This is a genomic window from Allohoeflea poritis (assembly GCF_027889715.1).
Taxonomy (GTDB): Bacteria; Pseudomonadota; Alphaproteobacteria; order Rhizobiales; family Rhizobiaceae; genus Hoeflea_A; species Hoeflea_A poritis.
On the sequence record NZ_JAPJZH010000020.1, the window covers coordinates 16,549 to 31,915 of the forward strand.

Annotated in this window: 18 protein-coding genes; 12 read left to right on the forward strand and 6 right to left on the reverse strand. The window is 60.6% G+C overall.

From position 1 onward, the window contains the following. Window positions 1-3: 3 nt before the first annotated feature. The 4 genes from OOZ53_RS22800 to OOZ53_RS22815 all read right to left on the reverse strand — a co-directional run bounded on the left by OOZ53_RS22800 (window position 4) and on the right by OOZ53_RS22815 (window position 3,339). Window positions 4-333 (reverse strand): XdhC family protein, encoded by a 330-nt coding sequence (locus OOZ53_RS22800; RefSeq protein WP_271092065.1) that lies wholly within the window; start codon window positions 331-333, stop codon window positions 4-6. Window positions 334-619: 286 nt separating this feature from the next. Continuing rightward, on the reverse strand, window positions 620-1,843 hold the full coding sequence (locus OOZ53_RS22805) for a vWA domain-containing protein (RefSeq protein WP_271092066.1): 1,224 nt from the start codon (window positions 1,841-1,843) through the stop codon (window positions 620-622). 32 nt (window positions 1,844-1,875) lie between these two features. Continuing rightward, window positions 1,876-2,757 (reverse strand): AAA family ATPase, encoded by an 882-nt coding sequence (locus OOZ53_RS22810; protein WP_271092129.1) that lies wholly within the window; start codon window positions 2,755-2,757, stop codon window positions 1,876-1,878. 87 nt (window positions 2,758-2,844) lie between these two features. Then, window positions 2,845-3,339 (reverse strand): flavin reductase, encoded by a 495-nt coding sequence (locus tag OOZ53_RS22815; RefSeq protein ID WP_333780607.1) that lies wholly within the window; start codon window positions 3,337-3,339, stop codon window positions 2,845-2,847. Window positions 3,340-3,571: 232 nt separating this feature from the next. Between OOZ53_RS22815 and OOZ53_RS22820 the strand changes: the two genes are divergently transcribed. From OOZ53_RS22820 to OOZ53_RS22845, 6 genes are all read left to right on the forward strand, one after another. Beyond that, a complete protein-coding gene (locus OOZ53_RS22820; RefSeq protein ID WP_271092067.1) occupies window positions 3,572-4,720 on the forward strand; it encodes a branched-chain amino acid ABC transporter substrate-binding protein in 1,149 nt (382 codons plus the stop codon). After that, entirely contained in the window at window positions 4,717-5,739 is a 1,023-nt protein-coding gene (locus OOZ53_RS22825; RefSeq protein WP_271092068.1) for a P1 family peptidase, read from the forward strand. The genes OOZ53_RS22820 and OOZ53_RS22825 overlap by 4 nt, the downstream gene beginning before the upstream one ends. Before the next feature lie 93 nt (window positions 5,740-5,832). Then, complete coding sequence (rpe, locus tag OOZ53_RS22830) at window positions 5,833-6,507, forward strand: ribulose-phosphate 3-epimerase (protein ID WP_271092069.1); 675 nt, start codon at window positions 5,833-5,835, stop codon at window positions 6,505-6,507. 45 nt (window positions 6,508-6,552) lie between these two features. Then, window positions 6,553-7,053, forward strand: a complete 501-nt coding sequence (locus OOZ53_RS22835) for a hypothetical protein (protein ID WP_271092070.1) — start codon at window positions 6,553-6,555, stop codon at window positions 7,051-7,053. 75 nt (window positions 7,054-7,128) lie between these two features. Then, a complete protein-coding gene (purB, locus tag OOZ53_RS22840) occupies window positions 7,129-8,439 on the forward strand; it encodes an adenylosuccinate lyase (RefSeq protein WP_271092071.1) in 1,311 nt (436 codons plus the stop codon). Window positions 8,440-8,467: 28 nt separating this feature from the next. Then, window positions 8,468-9,022, forward strand: a complete 555-nt coding sequence (locus OOZ53_RS22845) for an RBBP9/YdeN family alpha/beta hydrolase (RefSeq protein ID WP_271092072.1) — start codon at window positions 8,468-8,470, stop codon at window positions 9,020-9,022. A gap of 43 nt (window positions 9,023-9,065) precedes the next feature. Here the strand turns inward: OOZ53_RS22845 and OOZ53_RS22850 are convergent, their stop codons facing one another. Next, entirely contained in the window at window positions 9,066-9,386 is a 321-nt protein-coding gene (locus OOZ53_RS22850) for a DUF1476 domain-containing protein (protein WP_271092073.1), read from the reverse strand. A 296-nt stretch (window positions 9,387-9,682) separates the two neighbouring features. Here OOZ53_RS22850 and purC point away from each other — a divergent pair, with 296 nt between their 5' ends. Next, the gene (purC, locus tag OOZ53_RS22855; RefSeq protein WP_271092074.1) at window positions 9,683-10,447 is read left to right on the forward strand and encodes a phosphoribosylaminoimidazolesuccinocarboxamide synthase; all 765 of its coding nucleotides are present in this window, start codon (window positions 9,683-9,685) and stop codon (window positions 10,445-10,447) included. Between the two features lie 27 nt (window positions 10,448-10,474). Further along, window positions 10,475-10,717, forward strand: coding sequence for a phosphoribosylformylglycinamidine synthase subunit PurS (gene purS, locus OOZ53_RS22860; protein WP_271092075.1), 243 nt, complete (start codon window positions 10,475-10,477; stop codon window positions 10,715-10,717). On the opposite strand, the gene kynA is transcribed toward purS, so the two are convergent. Beyond that, entirely contained in the window at window positions 10,714-11,550 is an 837-nt protein-coding gene (gene kynA, locus OOZ53_RS22865) for a tryptophan 2,3-dioxygenase (RefSeq protein WP_271092076.1), read from the reverse strand. The genes purS and kynA overlap by 4 nt on opposite strands. 203 nt (window positions 11,551-11,753) lie before the next feature. On the opposite strand from kynA, the gene purQ reads away from it, so the two are divergent. The 4 genes from purQ to OOZ53_RS22885 are packed head-to-tail and all read left to right on the forward strand — an operon-like array spanning window position 11,754 to window position 15,354. Continuing rightward, window positions 11,754-12,422 carry a phosphoribosylformylglycinamidine synthase subunit PurQ gene (gene purQ, locus OOZ53_RS22870; RefSeq protein ID WP_271092078.1) on the forward strand — a complete coding sequence of 223 codons (669 nt, stop codon included), beginning with the start codon at window positions 11,754-11,756 and terminating at the stop codon, window positions 12,420-12,422. After that, window positions 12,419-12,820, forward strand: coding sequence for a hypothetical protein (locus OOZ53_RS22875; protein WP_271092079.1), 402 nt, complete (start codon window positions 12,419-12,421; stop codon window positions 12,818-12,820). The genes purQ and OOZ53_RS22875 overlap by 4 nt, the downstream gene beginning before the upstream one ends. Before the next feature lie 25 nt (window positions 12,821-12,845). Next, window positions 12,846-15,080 carry a phosphoribosylformylglycinamidine synthase subunit PurL gene (gene purL, locus OOZ53_RS22880; protein WP_271092080.1) on the forward strand — a complete coding sequence of 745 codons (2,235 nt, stop codon included), beginning with the start codon at window positions 12,846-12,848 and terminating at the stop codon, window positions 15,078-15,080. Between the two features lie 40 nt (window positions 15,081-15,120). Next, entirely contained in the window at window positions 15,121-15,354 is a 234-nt protein-coding gene (locus OOZ53_RS22885) for a BolA family protein (RefSeq protein ID WP_271092081.1), read from the forward strand. Window positions 15,355-15,367: the final 13 nt, after the last annotated feature.

Consider the following 15,367-nt stretch of genomic DNA (forward strand, 5'->3'; position numbering starts at 1 on the left):
GCTCTACCCCAGCTTTTCGACAAACACGCGAATGCGCCCGCCGCATGACAGCCCCACTTGCCACGCGGTCTCGTCGGCAACGCCGAATTCAAGCATGCGCGGTTTGCCTTCCGACATCACGTCGACGGCTTCGCTGACGACCGCGCCCTCGACGCAGCCGCCCGAAACCGAGCCATGAAAATTGCCTTCGCTGTCGATGACAAGATGGCTTCCCACCGGTCGCGGCGCAGAGCCCCAGGTTTCCACCACCGTGGCGATCGCCACATCGCGACCCTCGCCCGCCCAGCGCTCCGCGATCGTCAGCGGATCCAGCGGTTCTTGCAGATCATTCATTCCGTTGCTCCCAAAGCTTTAGGCTGTGGTGACCATTTAACTTGTGCGCCGGCGTGTCACACTTGGTTCCTGGCAAGGCGTGAAATGCGCCGCAGTGTGCGCCACTTCAAGCATTTCACAACGATGTCCAGGGACCAAGTGTGCCGCGTCCCAAAGGGATTTGTCCGGATTTGCCCATGACCGGCCCATTCGTCGTCGAATATGCAACAGCATGTCCTTCCTCCTCATAAACCGATCCTGAACAAATCCGGACAAACCGGCACATAAGTTAAATGGTCACCAAAGCCTAAGCTGCATGAGACAGAAAACGCCTCGGATCGGTGGACGCGTCACCCTGCCCTTCCAGGGCGTCGACCAGATCCGACAAGGCCTCTAGATTGTGCACCGGCCTGAACTCGTCAACATGCGGCAGCATAGCACGCACGCCCATGGCGCGCGCCTCGAACCCGTCGAAGCGCAGCAGCGGATTGAGCCAGATCAGCCGCCGGCAGGATTTGTGCAGACGTTCCATCTGGTACGGAAGGTCGCCGACACCTTCCCGTTCCAGCCCGTCACTGATCAGCAGGACAACCGCGCCCTGCGAAAGAACGCGGCGCGACCACAGACGATTGAACTCCGACAGCGTGTCGGCGATCCGCGTTCCTCCGGACCAGTCCTCGACGGCCGCCGCGCATTCCTCAAGCGCCTCGTCCGGATCACGGTAGCGCATCTGCCGGGTAACATTGGTCAGCCGCGTTCCGAAAAGGAAGGTGTGTACGCGCCGCCGCTTTTCGGTGAGCACATGCAAAAAATGCAGGAATATCCGTGTGTACTGGCTCATCGAACCCGAAATATCCGCCAGCACCACGAGCGGCGGGTGCACCATCCTCGGTTCGCGGAACTTCGGCAGGATAAGCGAACCGCCGGTCTTCAGCGAGGCCCGCATCGTTGCCCTCGGATCGACCTTCTGCGGCCGGTGGCTCGGTGTGTAGCGGCGCGTGCGGACCCGGTCGAACGGCAGGATCAGACCGGCCAAAGCCTGCTTTGCCGCGGCGATCTCTTCCGCGGTCATCTGCGCGAAATCCAGCTTGCGCAGAACTTCCCGTCCTGAACTTGTGAACCGCGCATCGACCTCGATTTCCGGTTCATCCTGTTCCGGCCGGCGCTCATCCTTTTGCTGCAGCGCCTGGCTTGCACGGGTTTGACCCGCGCGCTGCTTTTCTTTCTCGCGGCGTTCCAGCGCCACCGGCGAGAACATCGCGATCATCTTTTCGATCAGATGGCGCGAGCGCCAGAAAAGACGAAAAGCCTCATCAAAGACCGCATGGTCCTCATGCCGGTTAACGAAGACCGAATGAAGCGTCCAGTAGAAATCCTCGCGCGAACCGATACCGGTGATCCTGACAGCCTCCACCGCCTCCGTCACGGCGGCCGGGCCGACACGCATGCCGGCGCGCCGCAAGGCCCGGGCAAAATAGACGATATTGTCCGCCAGCCTTCCGTCCGGTTTCGCTTTGCCTGTTTCGCTCATGCTGCTCAGCCGGCCCTCCGTTACACCATAGCCTAGACGGCGGCGAGTTCGGACTTGACTTCCTCCAGCAGTTTCCTGCCTTCGCCTTCCTCGATGCGCGCGATGTCGTCCTGATATTTCAACAGCGTGCCGATCGTGTCGGAAACCATTTCGGGATCGAGCCCCACACTGTCCAATTCCGTCAGCGCTGTTGCCCAGTCGATGGTCTCGGCAATACCGGGATTCTTGAAAAGGTCGAGCCTGCGCAGCTTTTGCACATAACCGACAAGTTCTTCAGACAAGGCGGCATTGCAGCCAGGCACCTTGCGCCGCACGATCTCGAGCTCGGCCTCGGCCGTCGGGTAATCGACCCAGTGATAGAGGCACCGGCGCTTCAGCGCGTCGTGAATCTCGCGGGTCCGGTTTGTCGTGATGATCACGATGGGCGGTTCGTCGGCCTTGACCACCCCGATCTCCGGGATCGATACCTGATACTCGGACAAAAGCTCCAGCAGATAGGCTTCGAATGCCTCGTCCGTACGGTCGAGTTCGTCGATTAGGAAAATCGGCGCGCCGCCCTCCTTTGCCGACAGTGCCTGCAGAACCGGGCGGCGAATCAGGTAGTCATCGGAAAAGATATTGCGCTCGATGGCCGACCGTTCGGTCTCGCCGGTTGCTTCCGACAGACGGATTTCCAGCATTTGCGCCGGATAATTCCACTCGTAGACGGCAGTCGAAATGTCGAGCCCTTCGTAACATTGAAGCCGGATCAGCGGCCGGTTCAGCCCCTGCGCCAGGACCTTGGCGATCTCGGTCTTGCCGACGCCCGCCTCTCCCTCAAGCAGGAGTGGCCGTTGCATCCTCAGACTGAGGAAAAGCACGGTCGCAAGGGCACGGCTGGCAACATAGTTCTGGCGGTCCATCAGTTCGAGCATTTCATCGATGGAGCCTGGAACGGGTTTCGGCTTTTTGGTCAAGACATAATCCTCGATGTCACTACCGGATCCGGGCTTGCATAAGCCTCACAGCCTCCGCCATTGCCGGTCCAGAAAAAGGAGCGAAGACTGCAGTTCGCCGAGACGCAATCCGACAACCTCGCCGAACAGCACCATATGGGTCGCCATGATCTTGTGATCGGAAAGATTGCAGTCAAACACCGCCATGGCATCGGTCAATGTCGGACTTCCGGTCGATATCGTGTCCCATTGCGCCATCGCGAAGCGTTCGTCGGCGTTTTTATGATCAAAACCGGCAAAGGCCGCTGCCATTGGCTGATGCTGCGCGGCGAGCGTATTGAGAGCAAAACGCTTGCTTTCCAGGAAGATTGCATTGTTCGGATTGGACTTGTTGAGGCAAACGAGCACAATGGGCGGATCATCCGATACCGAACAGGCGGCCGTCACCGTGACACCGCGCCGCACGCCGCCATGCTCCGTGGTGACCAGCTGCACATGCCCCGCGTAGTGGGCCATGGCATTTCTATAATCCTCGGACAGGACCGTCCTTCGTTCCAGCACGCATTGTCTCCAGTGGTATCTGCGCATCGACCGGCGTGATCGCAATACATAGACACATCTGTGTATATTGGAACCATTTTGCGGAATTTCTCCCAAATTTCACCGGGTTCCGCTTCGCCGGCGGGTCCGGTGCCCACCGGAGCGGCAAAACTGCAATCTTCGACTTGGTCGCAGTTTCCTGATCTGGTATCGCTGTGACAATGCCCGACTTCGATCAAGCGAAAGGAATCCGATGAGGCTGGCTCGACTGCCCTTACTTGCCGCGCTCTTCATCGCGGGTTTCCATTCCAGTGTTGCCGGCGCAATTGCCGAGGAAGCGGACAACAGCCTGCGGGTCGGCGTTTTCGTGCCGACGGAAGGCAATTTCGCCATACTCGGTGAGCAAATCATCAACGGAATCAAAGTCCTGAAGGAAAATTCGGGGCTCGCAATCGCTGAAGTCCTGGAGGAGCCGGACACCTGCGATGTCGAAGGCGGCCAGGATGCGGCAAGCGCCTTTGCCGAAGCCGGGGTGGATGCGGTCATCGGGTTCCTTTGCATGGAAAGCCTTGCCGCAGCGCTGCCCATCCTGTCAGCGTCCGATATTCCGTCGATTTCACTTGGTGTGCGTTCTGCCATCATCGCCGAAGACGCCAATCGCAGTGACTGGCTCTTCTACCGGCTGGCGCCGCGCGATGACGACGAAGCCAAGATGATCACCCGTGTGATATCGACGGATTGGCTCGGCAAACCGCTGGCGCTGGTCGAAGATGGAACCATCTATGGCCGGGAGTTAATGGAATCCGTTCGACTGATGCTTGAAGAAATCGGCATAAGCCCAATTTTTGTAGATAATTTCAGGCCTTCGCAGGATCGGCAATTCGGGCTGGTGCGGCGATTGCAGAAATCCGGCGCAACCCACATATTCATAGGCGGAGACCGTCAGGACGCGGCGACGATCGCCCGCGACAGCGCCGAGGCCGGCCTCGGCCTGGTTTTCCTGGGCGGCGATGCGCTGAACGCGGCCGAGGGAGAGCCGCCGCTGGCAGACGGTTTCCTGGCAGTCACATTGCCGGAACCGCGGTTCCTGCCGAGCGCGACGCGAGCCGTCAAGCAGTTCGACGATGCCGAGATCAGCATCAGCGGCTACAGCATCCCGGCCTATGCGGCCGGCCAGATCCTGCTCGCGGCGAAACGGGCGGCAGCGGCAACGCAAGCACCTCTCGCGGATTATCTCACCGGACGGGAATTCTTCACGGCGCTCGGATCGATCCAGTTCGACGATTTCGGCGAGCGCAGGGACAACCCCTTCGAACTGATGGTCTGGCATGAGGGTACGTTCGCTCCCGCCGATCTTTCCAGCGAGGTCCGTTCCGGTAATGGCGAGGAAACCACGCAATGACAAAGACCGGCCCGCGCAACCTCATCACGGACGTCGGTGGGCTTCTTGTCGGCAACGCGCAGGATGCCAGACTCAAATCCGGTGTCACGGCAATCGTCTGCCAGGATGACGCCGTTGCCTCGGTTCAGGTTCTGGGCGGTGCGCCCGGCACACGCGATACCGACCTGCTGGAGCCGCACAACACGGTCGAGCGTGTCAATGCGATCGCGCTGTCGGGTGGCTCGGCTTTCGGTCTCGACGCGGCGTCCGGGGTACAGGCCGCACTGCGCGAGAAAGGCGTCGGTTTTCAGATAGGCGACGCCGTGATCCCGATCGTGCCCGGCGCCATCCTGTTCGACATGATCAATGGCGGCGACAAGAACTGGGGTCTCTATCCTCCCTACCGGGAACTCGGATATGAGGCGACCCTTGCGGCCGGTCCGGATTTCGACACAGGCACGGCCGGCGCCGGCGCCGGGGCGACCACCGCCGAACTGAAAGGCGGCCTTGGTTCAGCTTCCACGGTCCTCGACAACGGCGTGACCGTCGGGGCACTGGTCGCCGTCAATTCCGTCGGAACCGTCAATATGGCCGGTGGCGCCCATTTCTGGGCGGCGCCCTTTGAAATCGCCGATGAGTTCGGCGGCCTCGGACTGCCCTCGCCTCTGCCCGAAAGCACCGCTGATCTGCGCATCAAGTTCCGCGAACGGCAAACGCTCGAGGGCGCCAACACCACCATCTCCGTGATCGCCACGGATGCGGTTCTGACCAAGGCGGAAGCCAAACGCCTCGCCGTGGCCGCGCATGACGGATACGCCCGGGCGATCTGGCCGGCCCACACGCCCTATGACGGCGATCTGATCTTCTGCCTCGCCACCGGGACCAGCGGCAAGAAGCTCGATGTCGACGGGTTTCTCGATCTGTGCGCAATGGCGGCCGCCACCATGTCCCGGGCCATTGCGCGGGGCATCTATGATGCGAGCCCGGAACCGGGCGATCTTTGGCCGACCTGGCGGGAAAAACACGGGAATCGCGACTGATACCCACAACTGTGCGAAACAGTTCACGCCAGATTGTCCGGAACCGCCGAAAATGGTAACTGCGCAGCAATTGCATGACCACCGGAGCCGTCAATGAGCCGCCCGATCACCATCGCACCGTCCATTCTCGCCGCAGACTTTTCCAAACTCGGCCAGGAGGTGCGCGAGGTTACGGAAGCCGGCGCCGACTGGATCCATCTGGATGTCATGGACGGCCATTTCGTGCCGAATATCTCCTATGGTCCGGACGTCATAAAATCGCTCAGAAAACACTGCGACCTGATCTTCGACTGCCACTTGATGATTGCGCCCTGCGATCCCTATGTCGAAGCGTTTGCGAAGGCCGGTTGTGACATCATCACGGTCCATGCGGAAGCCGGACCGCATCTGCACCGGTCGCTTCAGGCCATAAAGGCGCTCGGAAAAAAAGCCGGCGTTTCGCTGAACCCGGCCACGCCGGAAGATGTTATCGAATATGTTCTCGACGAACTCGACCTCATACTGATCATGAGCGTCAATCCCGGTTTCGGCGGCCAGAAATTCATTCCGGCCGTCCTGGAGAAGGCCCGCCGCATCAAACAAATGATCGGCGACCGGCCAATCGACCTCGAAATCGACGGCGGGGTAACAGCCGAAACCGCGCCCGCGGCGGCGGCGGCCGGCATCAACGTACTGGTGGCTGGGTCCGCGGTATTCAAAGGCGGCACGCCGCAGGCCTACGCAACCAACATCACGACCATCCGCAACGCCGCGCAATCCGCACAATAAGGGCGTGGCATCCGTCATCGCGACCTGCACCCACAACACCAGCCGATGACAGCAAACGCGAACACACGCACCGGACACAGTCTTTTCCAACCGCATCGCCTGCTGGCAGGGTCCGTATTGTGGGGCGCCGCCATGGCCCTTTCGCTCTATGGCGGGCTTGAGCTGTCGATCGAACGGCTCACCGCCAACCGAAACGCGCTGATATCGCTTTACTTCGCCGGCGGGCTGATCGCCTTTGCCCCCGCCGTCCGGACGGCGCGCCTGATTGCCGGGAAGCGGCCGCCCGAGGCGCGTTTCTCAGCGGCCTTTCTTTGCCTCGGCATCGCCACCATCGCCGTGACCGCGGGCCTCTATGCCGTCATCTACAGGCTCTTCTTCGCGCAATGGGTGGGTGAATTCCCGTCAACGTTCTGGGCCTACCAGTTCGCATTCACCTTTGCCACAGGGCTCTATCAGTTTGCCGTCATCGGTCTGAGGAACTATTTTCCGCTCGGCCCGCTCGTCCTCGTCGCCGCGAGCCTCTGGCTCGCCAAAAGCATGCGTTGAGATCGCTGAATTTATCTGCTAGCAGGCTGCCAGGCAGCGCCCTCCCCGGACCCAACCACTTTGTGAGTAGCATTCATGATCCCTCGATATTCCAGACCTGAAATGACATCCATCTGGTCGCCGGAATCGAAATTTCGTATCTGGTTCGAGATCGAGGCGCATGCATGCGATGCGCTAGCGGAGCTGGGCGTCATCCCGAAATCCGCTGCCGAGACGATCTGGGAAAAGGGCGGAAAGGCGGAATTCGATGTGTCGCGTATCGATGAAATCGAAGCGGTCACCAAGCATGACGTGATCGCCTTCCTGACACATCTTGCCGAGATCGTCGGTCCCGATGCACGCTTCGTCCATCAGGGCATGACCTCCTCGGACGTGCTCGACACATGTTTCAACGTCCAACTCGTCAAGGCGACGGACATCCTGCTCGCCGACATGGACAAGCTGCTGGAAGCGTTGAAGAAACGTGCGATCGAACACAAGGACACGATCACCATCGGCCGCAGCCACGGCATCCACGCCGAACCAACGACATTCGGCGCCAAGCTGGCCCTTGCCTACGCTGAATTCGAACGCTGCCGCGACCGTTTGAAGGCGGCCCGCTCTGAAATCGCAACCTGCGCGATCTCCGGCGCGGTGGGAACATTCGCCAATATCGATCCGCGCGTGGAAGAACATGTCGCCAAATCGATGGGGCTGACGGCCGAACCCGTTTCGACGCAGGTCATACCGCGCGACCGGCACGCCATGTATTTCGCGACCCTTGCGGTGATCGCCTCCTCGGTCGAGCGGTTGGCCGTCGAAATCCGTCACCTGCAACGCACGGAGGTCCTGGAGGCCGAGGAGTATTTCTCGCCCGGCCAGAAGGGTTCGTCCGCCATGCCGCACAAGCGCAACCCGGTTCTGACCGAGAACCTGACGGGCCTCGCCCGCATGGTTCGCTCCTATGCCATGCCGGCGATGGAAAATGTCGCCCTTTGGCATGAGCGCGACATTTCCCACTCATCTGTCGAACGCATGATCGGGCCGGACGCCACCGTCACGCTCGACTTCGCGTTGGCGCGGCTGACCGGCGTTGTCGAAAAACTCGTCGTCTATCCCGAAAACATGATGGCAAACCTGAACAAATTCAGGGGCCTGGTTCATTCGCAAAGGGTGCTGCTTGCCCTCACCCAGGCCGGTGTCAGCCGCGAAGACGCCTATCGCCTCGTCCAGCGCAACGCGATGAAAGTGTGGGAGGACGGGAAGGATTTCCTGGAAGAACTGCTTGCCGACGATGAGGTCCGCAATGCGCTTTCGGAGGAGGAAATCCGGGAAAAATTCGACCTCGGCTACCATACCAAACATATCGACACCATATTCGCCCGTGTCTTCGGCACCGAAGACTGAAAACCCTTTTTCCTTTCATGGGTGAAGAATGAAAGCCTCCGACGCCGACATACTGATCGTTCCCGGCTACAAGAATTCGGGCCCGGATCACTGGCAGAGCCGCTGGCAGGCCAAACTGTCGACGGCGCGCCGGGTCGAGCAGCAGTCCTGGGCGAAACCCGAACGCACGGAATGGACGGCAAATATCGCGGCAGCGGTCAATGAAGCGACCAAGCCGGTTGTCATCGTCGCACACTCGCTGGGTTCGGCGGCGACGGTTCAGGCAGTATCCGAATTCGACAGGGCCGTCGCCGGCGCGTTGTTGGTTGCCCCGCCGGATGTCGCCAATCCGAAGATCCGCCCGAAACATCTGATGACCTTCGGCCCCTATTCGCGCGATCCGCTGCCCTTCCCGTCCCTTGTCATCGCCAGCCGCGACGATCCCTATAGCAGCTACGAGAGCGCGGACGATATCGCCCACGCCTGGGGTGCGCTGTTCATGGATGCCGGCAAGGCCGGCCATATCAATGCAGAATCGGGATTTGGTCCGTGGCCGGAGGGCCTGATGGTATTTGCCCGCTTCCTGAGCAAACTCGAACCTTAAAGGACGTTCGGCCCCGCCCTTTAACAGGCGGAGCCGGGATAGCCTACTCGGTAAGGACCTGCTGCATGGCCTCCTGCATGAACTCGTCCATGCGGCGGCGAAGCTGGTGGTCCGATTGCTCAACGCCGGCCTCGTCGAAGTCGCGGCGCACCTTGCGGAAGACATCATCGTCGCCGGCCTCTTCGAAATCGGCGACAATGACTTCCTTGGCATAGGCTTCGGCATCCTCGCCTTCCTTGCCAAGAAGCTCCGCGGCCCACAGGCCCAGCATCTTGTTACGGCGTGCTTCCGCCTTGAAGCGCAGTTGCTCGTCGTGTGCGAATTTGTTTTCGTAGGCTTCGCTGCGATCGTCCATGCCGCTCATGTTCAGTTCTCCTGGACATCAAGTTACTCGGTGCTGGTTTCCTTATACCAAAGGAACCATGTCTCTAATATGTGTAAACCAAAAGCCCGGGAAAAGATCAATCGCCGCACGTCAATGAACTGTAATATCATGGGCTTCGCGTAGCGATACGCCCGGACGGCGGCCAATGCCCTGTATAAGCCTAAGAATCCGCCGTCAGGGCAATTGTGATATGCCCGAGATTCAGATAGAGGATAGCCGAATTTCACGCTAATTGTCGCAGCTTGCAAAAAACTGCTGCAGGAACAGAGAAAACCATGAACCGTCGTCGCCGAATCTATGAAGGCAAGGCCAAAATCCTTTACGAGGGCCCGGAGCCGGGCACGCTGATCCAGTTCTTCAAGGATGATGCCACCGCGTTCAACAGCAAGAAACACGATGTTGTCGAGGGCAAGGGCGTTCTCAACAACCGGATTTCGGAGTTTCTGTTCGAGCACCTCAACCGCATCGGCATCCCGACGCATTTCATCCGCCGGGTGAACATGCGCGAGCAACTGATCAAGGAAGTGGAGATCATCCCCCTGGAGGTCGTGGTTCGCAATGTGGCGGCCGGCTCGCTTTCCAAACGTCTCGGTCTCGACGAAGGCACTGTGCTGCCGCGTTCCATCATCGAGTTCTACTACAAGGCCGATGCGCTGGACGATCCGATGGTCTCCGAGGAACACATCACAGCCTTCGGCTGGGCGAGCCCCCAGGAGATCGATGACATCATGGCGCTGGCCATTCGCGTCAACGACTTCCTGTCCGGCCTGTTTCTGGGCGTCGGCATTCAACTCGTCGATTTCAAGATCGAGTGCGGACGCCTGTTCGAAGGCGACATGATGCGCATTGTCGTCGCGGATGAAATCTCGCCCGACAGTTGCCGTCTTTGGGACGTCGAGACTAAGGACAAGCTGGACAAGGACCGTTACCGGCGCGATCTCGGCGGCCTTGTCGAGGCCTATCAGGAAGTCGCCCGGCGGCTCGGCATCGTCAACAAGAACGAGCCGCCCCGGGGGACCGGGCCGGTGCTCGTCAAATAGCAGCCGCAGCAATACGAGGAAGATGCCGTGATCAAGGCGCGTGTCACCGTCACACTGAAAAACGGGGTGCTCGACCCGCAGGGCAAGGCCATCGAGGGCGCGCTCGGATCGCTTGGCTTTGAAGATGTCGGCCAAGTGCGGCAGGGAAAGGTGTTCGATCTCGAACTGGACTCAGCCGATCCCGGCACGGCGAAACAGCAGATCACCGCGATGTGCGAGAAGCTGCTCGCCAATACCGTGATCGAAGACTACGCGGTAGAACTTCTCTAAAGGTCTGTCCTGACAGCCCACAATTCCGGGAAGAACGTGCGGTCAAGCGCGGTTTTCAGGAAACCGACGCCTGAAGAACCGCCGGTTCCCTTCTTGTAGCCGATAATGCGCTCCACCGTTTTCATGTGCCGGAAACGCCACTGCTGGAAACGGTCCTCCACATCGACCAGTTCCTCGGCAAGCTCGTACAATTCGAAATGGCGCTCCGGCTCGCGGTAAACGGTGAGCCAGATCTCGCGCAGTGCCTCATTGTGCTGGTGGGTCTTGGAAAAATCGCGTTCAAGAAGCTCTTTCGGCACATCGAATCCGGCGCGGGCAACCAGTGCGATCGCCTCGTCATAAATGCTCGGGCCGTCAAACGCTTCGCGCAGCCGCGCATGGATCTCCGGACGGTGCTTGTGCGGCACCAGCATGCGCTCGTCCTTGGCGCCGAGCAGGATCTCGACCAGGCGATACTGGTAGGACTGGAATCCGGAGGCCTGCCCCAACTGGTCGCGGAAGGTCATGTAATCCGACGGTGTCATCGTCGAGAGCACGTCCCACGCCGTCACCAACTGCTCCTGGATGGCAGAGACCCGCGCCAGCGCCTTGAAGGCGATACCAGCCTTGTCCTCGCGCAGGTTTCGCATGGCGAATTCCAGTTCGTGGATGATGAGGCGCAGCCACAATTCCTGAACGTGGTGGAGGATGATGAAGAGTGTCTCGTCCTGCTTGTCGCTGAGCGGTTTCTGCGCCGACAACAGCGTATCGAGTTGCAGATAATCGCCATAGGACATGCGTCCCTCGAAATCGAGGGAAATGCCGCTTTCGACACGACTCTTGTGGTCCGCCAATTCGCCCTCCATGGGTGGTCGGCATGATCCCGGCGAACCGGCAACGATGCCTTCAGGAAAATATTTTAAGCCTAAAATATTTATACGACACGCGGCACTGGATAGCAAGGCATCGGCTATCGCAATTTGAGGGCATATGCGCTACAAGGCGGGCCATATTCGACACACACCGCACCCTGTCCTGCCATCACCGTACTGGAAACATGAAATCAGCAGTTCTCCTCCTCCCCGGCCTTAACCGCGACCGGGACATGATTGCGGCTTTGACAAAGATTTCGGGCGAACCGCCGGTGACCGTCTGGCAGACGGAAACGGAGATTCCCGATGTCGACCTGATCGTCATTCCGGGCGGGTTTTCCTATGGCGACTATCTGCGGTGCGGTGCGATTGCGGCGCGCATGCCGGTCATGGAAGCGGTACGCCGGAAGGCACAGGCCGGCACACGAATCCTTGGCGTCTGCAATGGCTTCCAGATTCTCGTCGAGGCCGGCCTCCTGCCGGGCGCCCTGATGCGCAACGCCTCGCTCAAATTCGTCTGCCGCGAGGTGCGCCTGGAAGTCGTGAACGCGAACACCGTTTTCACCGGCCGCTACCGCCAGGGCGATATCATCCGCTGTCCGGTCGCCCATCACGACGGAAACTATTTTGCGGCGCGAGACGACCTCGCAAAGCTTGAAGACAACGGCCAGGTGGTTTTCCGCTATGCGGAAGGCACCAACCCGAACGGCTCGATCAACGACATCGCCGGCATCATCAATGAGGCGGGCAATGTCCTTGGAATGATGCCCCATCCCGAGAATCTCATCGAGGCCGCCCATGGCGGCACGGACGGCGAGGCCCTTTTTGCCGCCGCGCTCGAGATCGCCGCATGAGTTCCTTGAGGTCAGCCGCCGCATTGCCCGTGCTCGCAGCGCTTCTGACGGCCTGCCAGACCAGTGGCCCCGGAAACCTGACGGTCAAATCCCCGGACGCCGCCTTGCCAGCCATGGAACGCATTGCCGTTGCCGCCAGCAATTGCTGGTTCAAATCGCGAGACCGCGGGTTTCGGGGATATCGCCTGGCGCCGGAACTCAATTCCTTTTCCGGCCGCCCGCGCATTCTCATCGTTCCCGCCAGCCGGCCGCAGGACCGGCCGCTCGCCGTTGTCGAGGGCCAGGGCAGCCCCGCGACGATCAGCGCCTACGGACCGCTTATGTCCGACCCCGTCGGCAGCCGCATCGCCGCCGATGTACGGCGCTGGAGCGGTGGCAACAACGCCTGCACCTCCTGATGTCGAATCGATAACGCCAGTCAAAATGACCATCCCCAACGAAATACAGATCACCCCGGACCTCATCGAAGCGCATGGTCTCAAACCGGACGAGTATGAGCGCATTCTGGAGCTGATCGGCCGCGAGCCGACCTTTACCGAACTCGGCATATTTTCCGCCATGTGGAACGAGCATTGCTCGTACAAATCCTCGAAGAAATGGCTGCGCACCCTGCCGACGGACGGCCCGCAGGTCATCCAGGGTCCGGGCGAGAACGCCGGTGTTGTCGATATCGGCGATGGTCAGTGCGTGGTCTTCAAGATGGAGAGCCACAACCACCCCTCCTATATCGAACCCTATCAGGGCGCGGCGACCGGCGTCGGCGGCATCCTGCGCGACGTCTTCACCATGGGTGCGCGGCCGATCGCCACCATGAACGCTCTGCGTTTCGGCGAGCCGGATCACCCCAAGACCCATCATCTGGTGGCCGGCGTCGTCGCCGGCGTCGGCGGCTACGGAAACTCCTTCGGCGTGCCGACGGTCGGCGGCGAAGTCGAGTTCGACGCACGCTACAATGGCAACTGTCTCGTCAACGCCTTTGCCGCGGGCCTCGCGGATACCGATGCGATCTTCTACTCAGAGGCCAAGGGCGTCGGGCTGCCGGTCGTCTATCTCGGCGCCAAGACCGGCCGTGACGGTGTGGGCGGCGCGACCATGGCGTCGGCGGAGTTCGACGAATCGATCGAAGAGAAGCGCCCGACCGTCCAGGTCGGCGATCCGTTCACCGAAAAATGCCTGCTGGAAGCATGCCTGGAACTGATGCAGACCGGCGCCGTCATCGCCATCCAGGATATGGGCGCAGCGGGCCTGACCTGTTCGGCCGTGGAAATGGGCGCAAAGGGCAGCCTCGGCGTTGAACTCGACCTCGACAAGGTGCCGGTTCGCGAAGAGAACATGAGCGCCTACGAAATGATGCTGTCGGAAAGCCAGGAGCGCATGCTCATGGTCCTGCGTCCCGAAAAGGAAGCCGAGGCCGAGGCCATCTTCCACAAATGGGGGCTGGATTTCGCCATTGTCGGCAAGACGACGGACGATCTGCGCTTCCGCATCGTCCATCAGGGCGATGAGGTCGCCAATCTTCCGATCAAGGAACTCGGCGACGAGGCACCCGAATATGACCGCCCCTGGCGCGAAACCGGGCTCTATTCGCCGCTTCCGGCCGATCAGATCGACGAACCGGAGGACTACGGTGCAGCCCTGCTGTCGCTCGTCGGCTCGGCCAACAATGCGTCGCGGCGCTGGGTCTTTGAGCAATACGATACGCTGATCCAGGGCAACAGCCTGCAAATCCCCGGCGGCGACGCCGGTGTCGTGCGCGTCGACGGTCATCCGTCCAAGGCGCTCGCCTTTTCCTCCGATGTGACACCGCGCTATTGCGAGGCCGATCCATTCGAGGGCGGAAAACAGGCCGTGGCCGAGTGCTGGCGCAACCTGACCGCCACCGGCGCGGAACCGCTGGCTGCCACCGACAACCTCAATTTCGGCAATCCCGAGCGCCCGGAAATCATGGGCCAGCTCGTCAAGGCCATCGAAGGCATCGGCGAGGCCTGCTCGATGCTCGGCTTTCCGATCGTCTCGGGCAATGTGTCGCTCTACAACGAGACCAATGGCGAAGCGATCCTGCCGACCCCGACCATCGCCGGTGTCGGGCTCATCTCGGACTGGTCGAAAATGGCGACGATTGGCGGCGCGAATGACGGCGATGTCGTCATCCTGCTGGGCGGTGACGGAACGCATCTCGGACAATCGGCCTATATGCGCGATTGCCTTGGCCAGGCTGATGGCCCGCCGCCGGCGGTCGATCTCTACGTGGAGCGGCGCAACGGCAAGGTCGTGCGATCGGCTATCCGCAACGGTCAGTTCACCGCCTGCCATGACATTTCCGACGGCGGCCTGGCGCTCTGCCTGGCCGAAATGGCGATTGCCAGCGGCAAAGGCATGAAACTGGATATCGACAGCGAGATCGGGCCGGCACACGCACAGCTCTTCGGTGAAGACCAGGCCCGTTACGTGGTGACGGTTTCGTCCGAACTTGCCAATTTCATCTGCATCAACGCCGAGGGCGCCGGAGTTCCGTTCCGCCGGCTGGGCACTGTCGGCGGCGACCGATTGACGATGGGCGACCTGCTTTCCATATCAGTAGAGGAATTGCGCACCGCCCATGAATCGTGGTTTCCTGACTATATGGACGGAACGGCCGCGCAGGCAGGTGAAGGCTGACCGAGCGAAGCGAGAAAACAACAAATACGGGGAGAATGCCATGCCGATGAGCGCCGGAGATATCGAAGAGATGATCAAGACCGCCATTCCGGATGCGCAGGTGACGATCCGTGACCTTGCCGGAGACGGCGACCACTATGCCGCCGAGGTGGTGTCCGAGAGCTTTCGCGGCAAGACCAGGGTGCAACAGCACCAGATGGTCTACAAGGCACTGCAGGGCAATATGGGCGATGCCCTGCACGCCCTCGCACTGCAGACCAGCGCGCCCGAGTGAGCCGGTGAACGCC